Consider the following 16,148-nt stretch of genomic DNA (forward strand, 5'->3'; position numbering starts at 1 on the left):
TTTCTCTTCCAGTTTTTGAAATAGTATCGCTCCAATCAATTAATAATTGAATTACTGAAGCATTTCCCTTGGCTTGAAAAGCTGCTCTTACCCAGGTAATAAACCATTGTTCAAATTGCTCATCTGCATTATCATTGTGCAATAAATGCAAGGCTTTATTGATATTTCCGTCAGATTGTTGGGCAATTTGCTGTGCAATTGGTTGATCAGTGCCTTCTTTTTCAATTAAATAGTTAACAATGTCAGCTTCAGCTATTATAGGAAAATGTAAAACCTGACAACGTGATTTTATAGTTGTAATAATATGTTCTTCGTTTTCTGTAACTAATAGAAAAACTGTTTTTTCAGGAGGTTCTTCTAATAATTTAAGCAGTTTATTTGCCGCAGAAGTATGCATTTTCTCTGCCATCCAAATAATCATTATTTTGTAACCACCTTCGTATGATTTCAGTCGTAAAGATTTTACAATTTCCTCAGCTTCGTTAACACCAATTTGTCCTTGTTTGTTTTCAATACCAATAGATTGTAGCCATTCAAATAAATTTCCATACGGATTTAATTGAATGAAATTACGCCAATCTTCTAAAAATAAATTACTTACTGGATGATTTTTTACAACATCATTTGTTGCAACTGGAAACGCAAAATGTAAATCGGGGTGCATTAATTTAGCACATTTTAAAGCGCAAGCTTCTTGATCAGTACTTGTGCTACACAAAATATATTGCGCATAAGCGATAGCCATTGCTAAAGTGCCTGAACCTTCTTTACCTACAAACAATTGGGCGTGCGAAATTCTACCATTGTCGGTAGATTTCATTAAATGAGTTTTTAAATGTTCGTGTCCTAAAATTTCAGAAAAATTCATCTAAGCGAAAGTAAAACATTTTCAGCAAATATAAATTGAGATGCTATTTAATCTTTTAATTTTCAATCTTAAAATAAGATTATGAAATCGGTTTCGTAAAAAACTAGAGTCCTTAGTTTAAAATAATTTATATTTGTAGTACTAAATTTTATTAGAAATGAAAACAATACAAGACATAAGTTTTGAAGGAAAAAAAGCATTAATTAGAGTAGATTTTAATGTACCTTTAGATGAAAATTTTAATATTACAGATGCAACTAGAATAGAAGCTGCAAAACCAACAATTATTAAAATTTTAGAAGATGGAGGGGCAGTTATTTTAATGTCTCATTTAGGACGACCAAAAGGTGTTGAAGAAAAATATTCTTTAAAGCACATTATTGGTAAAGTTTCTGAAATAATTGGAGTTGAAGTAAAATTCGCGACTGATTGTGTAGGTGAAATTGCAGAAAAAGCAGCTTCAGAATTACAAATGGGAGAAGTGTTATTGTTAGAAAATTTACGTTTTTATGCAGAAGAAACTAAAGGCGATTTAGAGTTTTCAAAAAAACTTTCAAAGTTAGGAGATATTTATGTGAATGATGCATTTGGTACAGCACATAGAGCGCACGCATCAACAACAATTGTAGCTCAGTTTTTTCCAGAAAATAAATGTTTTGGTGCTTTATTAGCGCAAGAAATTGTGAGTTTGAAGAAAATATTAGAAGAAGGTGAAAAGCCAGTATTGGCTATTTTAGGAGGTGCAAAAGTATCTTCAAAAATTACAGTTATTGAAAATATTTTAGACAAAGTAAATCACTTAATTATTGGTGGTGGAATGAGTTTTACATTTGTAAAAGCACTTGGTGGTACAGTAGGAAATTCAATTTGTGAAGATGATAAATTAGAGTTGGCATTAGAAATTTTGAAGAAAGCAAAAGAAAAAGGAGTACAAGTTCATATTCCTGTTGATGTAATAGCTGCTGATGATTTTAGTAATGATGCAAATACTCAAATTTGTGATATAAATAGTATTCCTGATGGTTGGCAAGGTTTAGATGCTGGACCAAAATCAAGAGAATTATTTGATAAAATTGTAAACCAATCTAAAACAATTCTTTGGAATGGACCTTTAGGAGTTTTTGAAATGGAAAGCTTTGCAGGAGGAACAATTGCCTTAGGAAATTCTATTGCAAATGCAACTAAAAACGGAACTTTTTCACTTGTTGGAGGAGGAGATTCAGTTGCTGCAGTAAAACAATTTGGTTTTGAAAACAAAGTAAGTTACGTGTCTACCGGTGGTGGAGCTATGTTAGAAAGTTTAGAAGGTAAAACTTTACCAGGTATTGAAGCTATCTTAAAATAAACGAGTATTGTCACACTAAGCTTGTCGAAGTGTGTTTTATATCTCATATATAAACCATTTTCTTTTTTAAAAGAAAATGGTTTTTTATTGTTACATCATAAATTTTGAGTGAGGAATTATTTCTTTACTTTTGATATTTAAATAAATATACCATTCAACAAATCAAAAAAAAAATGAAATACACTACCCTTCCAAATACAGATATTACAGTAAGTAAAATATGTTTAGGCACCATGACTTTTGGTCAGCAAAATACAGAAATTGAAGCCCATGAACAATTAAATTATGCTGTTGAAAAAGGAATAAATTTTATTGACACTGCTGAAATGTATTCTATTCCTGGGAAAAAGGAAACTCAAGGAAGTACAGAACGATTTATAGGAAGTTGGTTAAAAGATCAAAAAAGAGATGAGTTGATAGTTGCTACCAAAGTAACGGGTCCTAACGAGTATTTTAAGTATATAAGAGAAAATTTAGGTTTTTCAAAACAAGTTGTTCACAGCGCTTTAGAGAAAAGTTTAAAACGTTTACAAACTGATTATGTAGATGTTTATCAGTTACATTGGCCTGATAGGAATACTAATTTTTTTGGACAAAGAAACTACGTTCATAATCCAAATGAAAAATGGGAAGATAATTTTAAAGAAGTTATAGAAACATTAGATGGTTTGGTGAAAGAAGGGAAGATTCGTCATTATGGAGTTTCCAATGAATCTTCTTGGGGTTTAATGCGTCATTTAACAGAGAGTAACTACAATAACTTAACACGTTGTAAAACCATTCAAAATTCGTATTCATTATTAAATAGAACTTTCGAAATTAATTTAGCCGAAGTTTCAATGCGCGAAAATGTTGGTTTATTAGCTTATTCACCTTTGGGTTTTGGTATGTTATCCGGAAAATATTTAAATGGAAATTTACCAAATAATTCAAGATTAAAATTGTTTCCTGCTTATGTAAGATACAATAGTAAACAAGCACATTTTTTAACTCAAAAATATGCTGATTTAGCGAAAGAGCTTAATTTAAGTCTAGCACAATTAGCATTGGCTTTTGTAAACCAGCAGCCATTTGTTACTTCAAATATTATTGGTGCAACAACTTTAGAACAATTAAAAGAAAATATTGAAAGTATTCACGTGGAACTTTCAAAAGAAACTCTTCAAAAAATTAATTTCATACAAGAATTACAACCAAATCCAGCACCATAAATTTCTATATTACATCAGTTAATTTTTATATATATAGTTAAACTTCATCATCAGAAATGTTATTTCCAAAGTGGGATATTTTGGTTAATGTTTCAATAAAAGATAAAAATATCTTATTAGCTGATAAAAATCATCTTTTAATATTTGGACATATTGTTATTTTGTAACAATTATTACAATCTTAAACCAAATAAATAAAAAATGAATTTTAAAAATTTATTAATTGCAATTTTAGTACTAGTTTCAGTGCAAAGTTATGCACAGTTAACTATTAGTGGTGAATTAAGACCACGTGCAGAATACAGAAACGGATACAAAACCTTAACAGCAGATGGTTCAGATGCTGCCTTATTTGTATCACAACGTACACGTTTAAACACAAAGTATGTTACAGATGATTACACTTTCTTTTTAAGCTTTCAAGATGTTAGAGTTTGGGGAGATGTAAAACAATTAGCAGATAATGGTAATAGTTTATCAGTTCATGAAGCTTGGGGGCAAGTAAAATTCAACCCAAATTTTTCAGTAAAATTAGGTCGTCAGGAAATAATTTATGATGATAGCCGTATGTTTGGAAACGTTGGTTGGGCACAACAAGGTCGTAGCCATGATGCAGCAATCTTCAAATTTGGAAATGAAAACTACAAATTAGATTTAGGTATTGCCTATAACCAAGATGCAGAAGCATTATTTGGTAATTTATACACAGTTGCCGGAAATTACAAAGCAATGCAATATGCTTGGTTTCATAAAGACTGGAGCAATGTAAAAGCAAGCTTTTTGTTCTTAAACAATGGATTACAAAATGTAGCTGCTGAAGAAATTCGTTACAGCCAAACATTAGGTACTAACTTAAATTTTAAAGCATCAAGTAACTTAAATGTCGCAGTAAACGCTTATTTACAATCAGGTAAAGATGTTGCAGATCGTGATTTAAGTGCTTATTTAGTAGGGTTAGACTTAGGATATAAAGCTTCAGATAAAGTAAATTTAGGTTTAGGTTTAGAAATTCAATCAGGAAATGCTTACGATGGTGATGCTTCTGAAAACAAAGCTTTTACACCTTTCTACGGAACTAATCATAAATTCAATGGTTTTATGGATTATTTCTATGTTGGAAACCATGCAAACAGTGTTGGTTTAGTAGATATTTATGCTAAAATTGGAACTAAGTTAGGTGAAAAATCGAGCTTAACAGCTTTTATACATAATTTTTCAGCACAATCAGAAATTGCTAATGGTGTAGATAAAAGCTTAGGAACTGAACTTGATTTAGTGTACTCACACAAATTAAATAATGATGTATCTATTGGAGCTGGATATTCTCAAATGTTTGCGAAAGAAGGACTAGAAGCAATTAAAGGTAATAACGACGGAAATGGAAATAACTGGGCTTGGTTAATGTTGACTATTAAACCAACATTATTTTCATCAAAATAATAGAATCCTTAATTCAAGATTATGAGCATTTTTAAAAAATTAATTCCACCACCTGAATGGCGTTTACCCGTACTAATTTTAATGGGCGCTATGACTGGACTTACATTATATGCGCTTATCGAATCTAAGGCGGTATCTTATTTATCAGATGATCCAAAAACATGTGCCAATTGTCATGTTATGACACCACAATATGCAACTTGGCAAAATAGTTCACATAGAGAGTGGGCAAGTTGTAACGACTGTCATGTACCGCAAGATAATGTGTTTAAAAAATACCTATTCAAAGCTAAAGATGGTTTATATCATGCGTCAGTTTTCTTAACACGCGGAGAGCCAGAAGTAATTAGAATGAAAGAAGCAGGCGTTGAAGTTGTTCAAAGCAATTGTATAAGATGTCATGAAGATCAAGTAACAGATGCCAGATTAAGCGGTTTGGTTGAAGATCATAAAGAAAATAGAACCGAAAGAAAATGTTGGACCTGTCACCAAGAAGTTCCTCACGGAAGCATACATAGTTTATCTTCTGTAAAATATTACGGAAAAATAGGTGAAGAACATCATGAAACAGTACCAGCTTGGTTAAGTAAATATTTAAAAGAATCAGATAATCAAAAAAATAAAAAAGATGAGTAATACAAGAAAACCTTGGAAAAACTGGGTGTTATTTTTAGCATCATTAGTAATTGTGTTTTTGTTAGGACTTTTAGTTTCTTCAATAACAGAACGTAAAATGGAGGCTAAATTTGCTTATACTCCAATGACTAAAATAAATAAATTAGAACCTAGAAATGAAGTTTGGGGAGAAAATTTTCCACGTGAGTTTCAATCTTATTCCAAAACGGAAGAGAGTAACTTTAATTCAAAATACAATGGTTCAGCAGAGATTGATATGCTAGAAGTTGACCCTCGTTTGGTAGTACTTTGGGCTGGTTATGGTTTTGCAAAAGATTACAATCAAGGTCGTGGACACCAACATGCTATTGAAGATTTAAGAGCTTCTTTACGTACAGGTGCTCCAACTGGACCAGATGATGGACCAATGCCTTCAACTTGTTGGACTTGTAAATCACCTGATGTGCCTCGTTTAATTAATGAAATTGGTGTAAATGAATACTATAGTGGTAAATGGGCTAGTAAAGGTGAAGAAATTGTAAATCCAATTGGATGTGCAAACTGTCATAATGAAAAATCTATGAACCTTACAATTACGCAACCAGCTTTAATTGAGGCTTTTGCACGTCAAGGAAAAGATATTACAAAAGCTTCTCATAATGAAATGCGTTCACTAGTTTGTGCACAATGTCACTCTGAGTATTATTTCAACAAAAACCTTCCAGATAGTAAGGGTGTTCCTTATTTAGTATTCCCTTGGGATGAAGGTCAAACTGTTGAAGACATGGAAAAATATTATGATAATGTTGGACATGTAGATTGGACTCATTCAATTAGTAAAGCTCCAATGTTAAAAGCGCAACACCCAGGATACGAAGTATTTAAAATGGGTATACACGGACAAAGAGGTGTTTCTTGTTCAGATTGTCATATGCCTTATAAAACAGAAGGTGGGCAAAAATTTACAGATCACCACATTCAATCTCCTTTGAACAACGTTGCAAATTCTTGCCAAGTTTGTCATAGAGAAGAGAAAGATGAATTAGTTAAAAACGTATTTGATAACCAGGATCGTATTATCGAAAACCGTGACCAATTAGAGCGTTTGTTAGTAAGAGCGCATGTTGAAGCAGGTAAATGTTGGGAATTAGGAGCTACAGAAGCTCAAATGAAAGATATTTTACACGGTATTCGTTTAGGACAATGGCGTTGGGATTATGCTGCAGCATCTCACGGTGGATCTTTCCACGCACCAGTTGAATTAGGTAGAGTTATTGGTAAAGGTATTGACATTACGCAAGAAACCAGAATTAAATTAGCGAAGTTATTAATGACTTTAGGATTTAATGATGACGTACCTTATCCAGCTATTGAAACTAAAGCAGATGCTCAAAAATTCATTGGTTTACCAATGGAAAAAATGGAAGCTGACAAAGCGAGATTCTTAAAAGAATTAGCTCCTAAATGGGACGAAGCAGCAAAAGCAAGAGAAGCTAAATATTAATATTTATTAAAAAACTTTATATTTGATCTCATATGAGTGAAAATAATATAAAGATTCAACGTAATCTCTGGGAAAATCCTTGGGGTTACGTTGAATCTTTTTTTATCGGGTTTGGCTTAATGGTAACAGGCTTCTTTTTAGAAGTATTTGTATCAACAAGTAACACATTTACACTATCGTATCCATTTAATTTAATTTTTTTAATAGGATATGTTTTAGTACTATTTGTATTGTATAAATGGTTTGCATCGACACAAATAATACGTTGGTTAACCAAAGTACCAGCATCAATTACGAGTATTGTTTTGGTTACATTATTAGTTATGATAATGGGAATAATACCTCAAATTCCTTCAGAAAGTAATATTATTACTAATTTAGGCTTAAACCATATTACAAGCAATTGGGCTTTTTTACTAATTTTATTTCAATTTTTAACTTGTTTAGGATTAATTTCAATTAAAAGAATTTTACAATTCAAATGGTCTAATTTCGGATTTATTTTGAATCACTTAGGATTATTTTTGGCATTAATTGCAGGTGTTTTAGGAACTGGAGATTTACAACGCTTATCTATAAATGTATACGAAGGAAAACCAAGTTGGATTGCTACTGACGCTCAAAAAAATGAAATAGAATTGCCTTTTGCATTCTATTTAAAAGATTTTATAATTGATGAATACCATCCAAAATTAGCACTAATTGATAATACAACAGGAAGTATTAGCCACAACAATGGTAAAAACTTGTACTTAGTTGAAAAAGGAGAAAAATATACATTTAAAAACTTTGAAGTTACAGTAGATGAATTTTTACCAAATTCAGGTAGAATAGGTGATAGATACGAAAAAGTGAATGAAATTGGTTCGCCACCGTCAGCTGCTATTACGGTTAAAAATATTGAAAATGATTCTATTCAATCTGCTTGGATAAGTAGCGGAAGTTTTAGATATCCATACGAATCACTTAAAATTAGTGATGAATATTCTATGGTGATGACGATTCCTGAAGTGAAAAAATTCAGCTCAGATATTGATATTTTAACGAAAGAAGGTGAAAGAATTAGTACTGTTTTAGAAGTAAATAAACCTTTTAAACACAATGGCTGGAAAATTTACCAGCTGAGTTATGATGATAAAATGGGAAAATGGAGTGATTTAAGCGTTCTAGAGCTCGTTAAAGACCCATGGCTACCACTAATCTATATTGGAATTTTTATGATGATTGCAGGCTCATTTTATATGTTTTGGATGGGGAATAAAATAACTAAAAATCAAGAATAATGACTTGGATAGATTTTCCTTTATATAGCTCTATTAGTATTTCATTATGGATATTGGGATTGCTATTTTTATTGATTTCTTATAAAAAAGAATCCATATTTAAATTTGCAAATTTGTTATTTGTTGCAGGTTGGCTAACTCTAATATTATTTGTAATAAAATTGTGGATAGAATTAGACCGTCCACCTATGCGAACTTTAGGCGAAACACGTTTATGGTACGCTACTTTTTTACCTTTAATAGGTTTTCTAACTTATATTCGTTGGAAATATAAATGGTTTTTAGCCTACAGTATTGTAATGGCAAGTATGTTTTTAGCAATTAATTACTTAAACCCAGAAACATACTCAAAAACCTTAATGCCAGCGTTACAAAGCCCGTGGTTTATTCCGCATGTATTGGTGTATTTGTTTTCTTATGCAGTATTGGCAGCTTCAAGTATTGTTGCGATTAAAGGTTGGTACGATAGTTACAAAGGAAACTTTAAAATGGAAACCTTAAAATTAGCAGACAATTTAGTATATATAGGTTTTGCTTTTTTAACTTTAGGATTGCTATTTGGTGCGCTTTGGGCAAAAGAAGCTTGGGGACATTACTGGACTTGGGATCCAAAAGAAGTTTGGGCTTTTTTAACTTGGATGGGTTATTTAATATACATTCATTACCGTAATTTTCATATACATAAATCACAACAAGCGCTCACTATTTTAGCACTTGCCTTTGTTGTATTATTAGTTTGTTGGTTTGGGGTAAATTATTTACCGGTAGCTAATACAAGTGTACATACCTATACTAATTATTAAAAATAAAAAAACCGTTAAACTGAGATTGATTCAACTTAACGGTTTAAATAATATTTTTTATTTCTTAAAATGTAATTTCATCACCTGTTTTATAAATGGTATTAAATAACAATCCATCTTCTGAAAAACCATTGATAATAAATTGAAATTCATTTGAAAATTCATTTGTTGGAATTTTTATAAAAACTTCTCCTTTTTCATTGGTTTGAAGGTTGTTTTTCCAATCTATTTCCGACCAATTATAAGCATCTTCAGTATAAATATTATATTGTGGTTTGTAATAGTCATTGGCTCTATCAAAACCAGTTAATAAAATTAAATCTTTATAAAGAGTTTTACCATATTTATAATACTTGTGGTTTGCTTTTTTAAGAAATATTTTTACAATACCACCAGAAGCATCAAGACCTCCCCCAGCTCCTGATCTATTTATTAAAATTTCATCAACCTCACCCATTAAAGTAGCTTCTAAAACTTCAATGTGGGTATCTTCATCTATTCGAACACCATTTATGTATACAATAGGCTTAGCAATAGGAGCTAAAAATGATTTTCTTGTTTTTCTGAGTCGAAGAATACAATTAGAAGGACAATTCCCTTCAACCATACCTATTTGTTGAAAATAATGTAGCAAATGAAGATAGGTATCTTCCATACTTTCAGTTACTTTTTTGTTTTCATAAAAACCAGAAGCGATTGTGTTACGTTTGTTTGCTATATCCATTTCATCATCATAAAAAGTTCTTTTTCTTTTAGACTTCACAGTTTTTAAAACCACTTGATTTAAAACTTCTACATCGGGGTAATTATTAAAACTTGAAACGTTGTTTTCTTCATTTAAAACAGTTATTTCTGCTTTTATAATTGGGTTATGGTTAGTACTATTTGGTATAAAACTAAACTTATTAATAGTTGTAGTATCTGCAATGAAAGATACTTTCAAAGGTTTTACCAACGGAGATTTGTTCTTAATTAAGGCTATTTTAATAGAGTCGTTTTTATATCCAAAAACATTTTCAAATGAAAATTGATTGTTTTCATTAATTTCACTTGAGGCAATTAAACCGCCTTTTTTAGACATAATACCCATATTATACCCTTTCGGATACCATTTTATCTTACCATTTACTGTAAAGCCACTTTCAAATTTATAATTTTCAGGCGGGTTTATTTCTTTTATTTTTTCTTCTAAAGAATAAGTGCTCCATCCTTGATTTAATAACAATAAATCTAAAAACTCTTTTTGTTTTTTATTATTGTTTTTAAAATAGAATGATGGATCTTCAATTTCTCCTTTTACATAAGGTGTTAATAAAAAAGCACTTTTTATAGTTTGATTTTCTTGAAAATTCTTTGAATTTTTAGGAAGTACTGAAATGCTTAATTGAGATAAAATTGGCTCTAATTTCGAATTTAAAGTTTTAACTTTATAAGTTATAGAGTCGTTTTCCGTTTTTAGTTTATTAATTAAAATGGCAGTTTGTTCTTGTTGCTTATTTACAAAAATTTTACGTTCAGCAATTGGTTGATTGTTCTTAAAAAGAGTGATTATATTAACGCCGTTTAGCATTTTACTTTTGTCAAAAACCAACTCTTGTATAGTTTCTTCATTATTAATAAGTGATAATGTAACCGCCTGACTTATGTAATTATTTCTATAAAAAAGCAATGCTAAATCTGAATTTTGTAACGATGGTAACGTTTGTTCGTTGGTTTTTAAAGTTACAATAAGCTCTTTTTCATGAGAATTGTCTACACTAAAAATTACACCCGTTTTGTTGGCTTTTGGAATGTTAATATTTTGAGTGGTATTATTAATATTTACAATTGCCGTGTAGGTTTCATTTTCATTATAGTTAAAAACACATTTTCCCATTCCTAGCTCATTGCCAATAAAATTATTCTCCACTTCTCCTTTAGAGTTTGTGATTTTCCCTGAGAAAGGAAATCCTTTTCCATTAATTAAAGCCTTTATACCAATAACATTTTCTGTATTTTCTAATAAATAACCACTTTCTGGAAATAACTGTATATCGTAAGAATTTACATATTCTTCTTGATTTTCATTCTTTTCTAAAGAAGAATTAATAATTTCAATTTCTTGAGTAAATACATTTTCATTGCCAAAATTTAGCATATAATTTGTAAAACCTTGTAGGTAATACTTTCCTGAAAGTAAGTTTTTATTTAATAAAAAATCTCCAAAACCAACACCTTTTTTAATAAATATAGTTTTTTGTTCTACTAAATTACCTTCAGAATCTATCAAATTAAGGGAAAGATTACTTGTGTATACCGATGGTTTGTTTTCAGCGTCTTCAGCTACATATGCCGTTACCCAAATAGTTTCATTTGTAAAATAAATAGATTTGTTTAGATGTAAAAAAACTTTTTCTCTGTATACAATGTTTTCTTGAAGTGGTTTAATAATTGGATTCTCAATATTGGCTTGTGCGAAAATTGAAGAAGAGCAAATAATAAATAATAAGAGTAGACTTTGTTTCATATTTTTCATAGTAAATTTTTATTTTGTCGAGCAAGAATTAAGCCATTAATAGTTTTTTGTAAAATAGTTAGATTTTAGGATATAATTTTTGATTTATTGTAGTTTTCCATCTTACCAAGTTTTGATAATCTAAACCTAAATTGGTTTCTTTTTTCATTTTATCAACTATTAAAGAAGCTTCTTCAAATTTTTCATCACATAAAACGGTAGCTTCTTCAAAAGAGCTAATTTTAGAAAGTTTTGTTTTTAATTCTTGATTATAAATTTCGTAAATATCAAAAATTAAGTTGATGTACATAAGTTTATTATCGATACGATTGTAAGAGCAAAAAGATGAATTTCTGTCGAATAAAGTTTTAGTGCTAAATTGTTTTTCGCCTAAATCATTAGTGTATACATCTAACATAAAGCTAAAGATAAATAGTTCATCAATTTCAGATTTGTTGGGTTTATGTTTAAATTCTGAAATAGAAAAAGCCTCTTTATCCACCGCCTTTGTAGCGCCTTGTTTATAAGCTTTATGATCTATAGTGCTTTCTTCATCTTTTAGTAAGTTATACTTAATATCTTCCCATTTTAAAGACTTATTTTTTTGCCAATCCATTATTGAAGGACGTATATATTGTAAATAATCTGATGGAATAGTTGTGTTATAGTTAATTAAATAACCATATTTTTTGAAAAAATCTATAGACATTTTCTCTCTATAACTCTTAGGAAATTGAAAATTTATATTCCAAAATTCTTCTGAAGCCTGTTGAGTTCTAATTTTATCATAATCATTGTTAAAGTTTATGTTATTGGTAAAATAAGGCTCTGTAAAAGAAAAGTTATAATCGTAAAAATAGAGCAATGAATGTGAAGTTATAATTTCAAAATTATCTTTAGAACTATAGTTCATTTTAAACTCAAAATCTATTGATTGAATTTTATGATAATCATTAGGGTTAAAATTAATGTTTAGTTGAATACTTTTTGGTGTTACAGTATCATCTTCAATAATAGACGATAAACCATCGGTTATTAAATCTTCGCCACTTAATGTTATTTTTTTGATAGTTAATGTTTCTTTATTAAAAATAACCGTACCTGAAAAAAGCCTGCCGTTTTCCTTTTTAGGAGTGAAAGAAATTGATAAATCTCCTTGGTCACAAGAAGCACATTTATCAATTTCCACAAGATACTTACTTTTAATAGCACCTAAAGTAAAGTTACCAGGATAAAATGGAAGTATTTGGTCAGATTTTTCAAATAATTGAAAATCTTTTAAAATATCTGTATTATTTAAACTATAAAAAGGAAAAGTTGCATTTTGTCCAAAACGACCGCTTTTTAATTTTAAATCTACTATTCCTTTCGATAAACTTTGTTCACTATTATAAAATCCTTCAACGGTTTCAATAGGAATACCTCTTGCCGATGAGGTTAACGTGAGAAACGCTTTACTTTTAGTTATTAATTCTTTGTCTCTATACTTCTGTATTAAACTATATAAGAGATTATATGTATAGTTTTTATCCTTTTTTGCAACAACTAAAACCTGATTTAAATGAAAAGTATTTGGAGCTAAATAAAACTTAGAATGCTCTTTAAAATAAGATACTGCAACTTTTTTTGTTTTAAACCCAATAAACCTTATTTCTAAAGAATCTATAGCAAATCTATCATCAATTTCAAATTTTCCATCTTCATTTGTAATGGTATAATAATTCTTGGCACTTATAATTTTTATGGTTGCATACGGTAGCGAAGTTTTTGTTTCCTTGTCAAAAATAAAACCTTCAATAGTTGATTGTGAGAAAGAGACTGTTAATGAGAATAGAAATATAAGAAGTGTAATTTTTTTCATAGCCATTTTTTTTTCATAGTAATTACTTGACAAGAAGTAATTTTATAATTCAAAAAATATCAAAAATCACGCCATTTTTAAGAAAATTTTAACATTTTACTTTTTCGTCAGCATTCGCTTAATTTCATTCAGTTTCATTAAAGCTTCAATTGGTGTAAGGGTATCAATATTTGTTGATAAAATTTCTTCTTTTAAATCTTCTAATAAAGGATCATCTAATTTAAAAAAGCTTAATTGCATTTCTTCATCTGAAGCATTTTTCAACGTTTCTTTTACATCTTCATTTGTATGGTTTTTTTCTAGCTGTTTTAGCATTTTTGTAGCCCTGTGAATTACAGAACTAGGCATTCCAGCTAATTTAGCAACATAAATACCAAAACTATGTTCACTTCCTCCAGGAACTAATTTTCGCAGAAAAATAACTTTATCTTTTAATTCTTTTACTGAAACATTGAAGTTTTTAACACGTTCAAAAGTCTTAGTCATATCATTTAATTCGTGATAATGAGTAGCAAATAATGTTTTTGCTTTTGAAGGATGTTCGTGTAAATATTCAGCAATTGCCCAAGCAATAGAAATACCATCGTAAGTACTTGTTCCCCGTCCAATTTCGTCTAATAAAACCAAGCTTCTTTCTGAAATATTATTCAAAATACTAGCGGTTTCATTCATTTCTACCATAAAAGTAGATTCTCCCATAGAAATATTATCACTAGCGCCAACTCTGGTGAAAATTTTGTCAACGATACCAATTCGTGCATTTTGAGCGGGAACATAACTTCCCATTTGAGCCAATAAAACAATTAAAGCAGTTTGACGTAAAATAGCTGATTTACCACTCATATTAGGACCGGTAATCATAATAATTTGTTGTAAATTTCTGTTTAAAACAACATCGTTTGCAATATATTCTTCACCAATTGGCAATTGTTTTTCAATCACAGGATGACGTCCATTTTTAATTTCTAAATCGGTACTTTCATCTAATAGTGGGCGAATATAATTGTATTGCTTTGCAATCTCAGCAAATGAGCTTAAACAATCTATTTGAGCAATTAATTGTGCGTTTAATTGTATTGGCTGAATATAATCTAACAAATTACTAATAAGCTCAGTAAAAAGCTCGTGTTCAAGTTTGCCAATTTTTTCTTCGGCACCTAAAATTTTGGTTTCGTATTCTTTTAATTCCTCCGTAATATAACGTTCTGCATTTACCAAAGTTTGCTTACGAATCCAATCAGAAGGAACTTTATCTTTATGGGTGTTTCTAACTTCAATATAGTAGCCAAAAACATTGTTAAAGGCAATTTTTAAAGAAGAAATTCCTGAAGTTTCAATTTCACGAGCCAACATTTGATCTAAATAATTTTTCCCTGAAGTTGAAAGTGCACGAAGTTCATCTAATTCATTTGAAACACCACTTGCAATAGCATTTCCTTTGGAAATATTTACAGGTGCATCTTCGTTTAACGTTTTAGAGATTTTTTCACGAAGCGCATTACAATTTTGTAACTGTTCACCAATAATTTTTAAAGATTCGTTATCACTTTTTTCAGCAGCTTCTTTTATGGGAATTATGGCATTTAGGGAGTTTTTAAGCAGTACAACTTCACGCGGATTTACTTTACCAGTTGCTACTTTTGAAACTAAGCGTTCAATATCACTAATTTGCTTTATTTGGTAGGTTGCTAATTCGAAAAAATCATCATTATCTATAAAATATTTTACAATATCGTGACGCTTTTTAATTCTATTAATGTCTTTTAAAGGTAATGCTAACCAACGTTTTAACAATCTTCCACCCATTGGTGAAATGGTTTTGTCAATAACATCTAACAAGGTTACAGCATTTGCAGAAGTTGAATTGTACAACTCTAAATTTCGAATGGTAAAACGATCCATCCAAACGTAATTATCTTCAGAAATTCTGTTGATGACAGAAATATGGTCTAACTTATTGTGTTGTGTTTCAGATAAATAAAATAATACAGTACTTGAAGCGATAATAGCGTCGTTTAAATCATTTATACCAAAACCTTTTAATGATTTTACTTTAAAGTGGTTGGTTAAATTTTCCAACGCATATTCTAGTTGAAAAACCCAATCTTCTAAATAAAAAGTATAAAAACGATCACCAAATAATTCACTGAATTTTGTTTTGTGTTGTTTTTGAACCAACACTTCACTTGGATTAAAATTTTGAAGTAATTTATCGATATACTCACTATTTCCTTGAGCAGTTAAAAACTCACCCGTTGAAACATCTAAAAAAGAGATTCCAATGTATTTTTTTCCAAAGTGAACAGCAGCTAAAAAGTTATTGGTTTTTGATTGTAAAACTTCATCGTTTAAAGCGACTCCTGGAGTCACCAATTCTGTAACACCACGTTTTACAATTGTTTTTGTCATTTTTGGATCTTCCAACTGGTCGCAAATTGCAACACGCATTCCGGCTTTCACCAATTTTGGTAAATAGGTATTTAAAGAATGATGTGGAAAACCAGCCAATGCAGTTTCTGTTTCACTTCCTGCACCTCGTTTTGCTAAAATAATTCCTAAAACACGAGATGCTTTTTTAGCATCTTCACCAAAAGTTTCGTAAAAATCTCCTACTCTAAACAATAACATGGCATCTGGGTATTTAACCTTAATAGCATTATATTGTTTCATTAAAGGAGTGACTTTCTTGTCTTTTGCTGCCAATTTTTTAGGAAATTAAGTTAG

11 protein-coding genes are annotated in these 16,148 nt (G+C 30.0%); 7 read left to right on the top strand and 4 right to left on the bottom strand.

All coding sequences use genetic code 11. The features are described 5' to 3' along the window. On the bottom strand, positions 1-868 hold an 868-nt coding region (locus tag Q0352_RS10290), incomplete at its 3' end, for a DNA polymerase III subunit delta' (RefSeq protein ID WP_299527213.1). 157 nt (positions 869-1,025) lie between these two features. On the opposite strand from Q0352_RS10290, the gene pgk reads away from it, so the two are divergent. The 7 genes from pgk (at position 1,026) to ccsA (ending at position 9,069) form a co-directional block, all read left to right on the top strand. Continuing rightward, a complete protein-coding gene (gene pgk / locus Q0352_RS10295; RefSeq protein WP_299527214.1) occupies positions 1,026-2,213 on the top strand; it encodes a phosphoglycerate kinase in 1,188 nt (395 codons plus the stop codon). 173 nt (positions 2,214-2,386) lie between these two features. Further along, positions 2,387-3,424, top strand: coding sequence for an aldo/keto reductase (locus tag Q0352_RS10300; protein ID WP_299527215.1), 1,038 nt, complete (start codon positions 2,387-2,389; stop codon positions 3,422-3,424). Between the two features lie 201 nt (positions 3,425-3,625). After that, positions 3,626-4,864, top strand: coding sequence for an alginate export family protein (locus Q0352_RS10305; protein WP_299527216.1), 1,239 nt, complete (start codon positions 3,626-3,628; stop codon positions 4,862-4,864). Positions 4,865-4,885: 21 nt separating this feature from the next. Next, positions 4,886-5,500: a cytochrome c nitrite reductase small subunit gene (gene nrfH, locus Q0352_RS10310; RefSeq protein ID WP_299527217.1), complete on the top strand. Its 615-nt coding sequence runs from the start codon at positions 4,886-4,888 to the stop codon at positions 5,498-5,500. Further along, positions 5,493-6,983, top strand: coding sequence for an ammonia-forming cytochrome c nitrite reductase (gene nrfA / locus Q0352_RS10315; protein WP_299527218.1), 1,491 nt, complete (start codon positions 5,493-5,495; stop codon positions 6,981-6,983). The genes nrfH and nrfA overlap by 8 nt, the downstream gene beginning before the upstream one ends. Positions 6,984-7,015: 32 nt before the next feature. Further along, the gene (locus Q0352_RS10320; RefSeq protein ID WP_299527219.1) at positions 7,016-8,266 is read left to right on the top strand and encodes a cytochrome c biogenesis protein ResB; all 1,251 of its coding nucleotides are present in this window, start codon (positions 7,016-7,018) and stop codon (positions 8,264-8,266) included. Beyond that, positions 8,266-9,069 (top strand): cytochrome c biogenesis protein CcsA, encoded by an 804-nt coding sequence (gene ccsA, locus Q0352_RS10325; protein WP_299527220.1) that lies wholly within the window; start codon positions 8,266-8,268, stop codon positions 9,067-9,069. Before Q0352_RS10320 ends, ccsA begins: the two co-directional genes overlap by 1 nt. A gap of 64 nt (positions 9,070-9,133) precedes the next feature. On the opposite strand, the gene Q0352_RS10330 is transcribed toward ccsA, so the two are convergent. The 3 genes from Q0352_RS10330 to mutS form a co-directional block, all read right to left on the bottom strand. Next, positions 9,134-11,575 carry a hypothetical protein gene (locus tag Q0352_RS10330; RefSeq protein ID WP_299527221.1) on the bottom strand — a complete coding sequence of 814 codons (2,442 nt, stop codon included), beginning with the start codon at positions 11,573-11,575 and terminating at the stop codon, positions 9,134-9,136. A gap of 67 nt (positions 11,576-11,642) precedes the next feature. After that, positions 11,643-13,424, bottom strand: coding sequence for a carboxypeptidase-like regulatory domain-containing protein (locus Q0352_RS10335; RefSeq protein WP_299527222.1), 1,782 nt, complete (start codon positions 13,422-13,424; stop codon positions 11,643-11,645). A 96-nt stretch (positions 13,425-13,520) separates the two neighbouring features. Then, a complete protein-coding gene (gene mutS / locus Q0352_RS10340) occupies positions 13,521-16,127 on the bottom strand; it encodes a DNA mismatch repair protein MutS (protein WP_299527223.1) in 2,607 nt (868 codons plus the stop codon). Between the last annotated feature and the right edge of the window lie 21 nt (positions 16,128-16,148).

Source organism: uncultured Lutibacter sp. (genome assembly GCF_937891065.1).
In the GTDB taxonomy this organism is placed as follows: Bacteria; Bacteroidota; Bacteroidia; order Flavobacteriales; family Flavobacteriaceae; genus Lutibacter.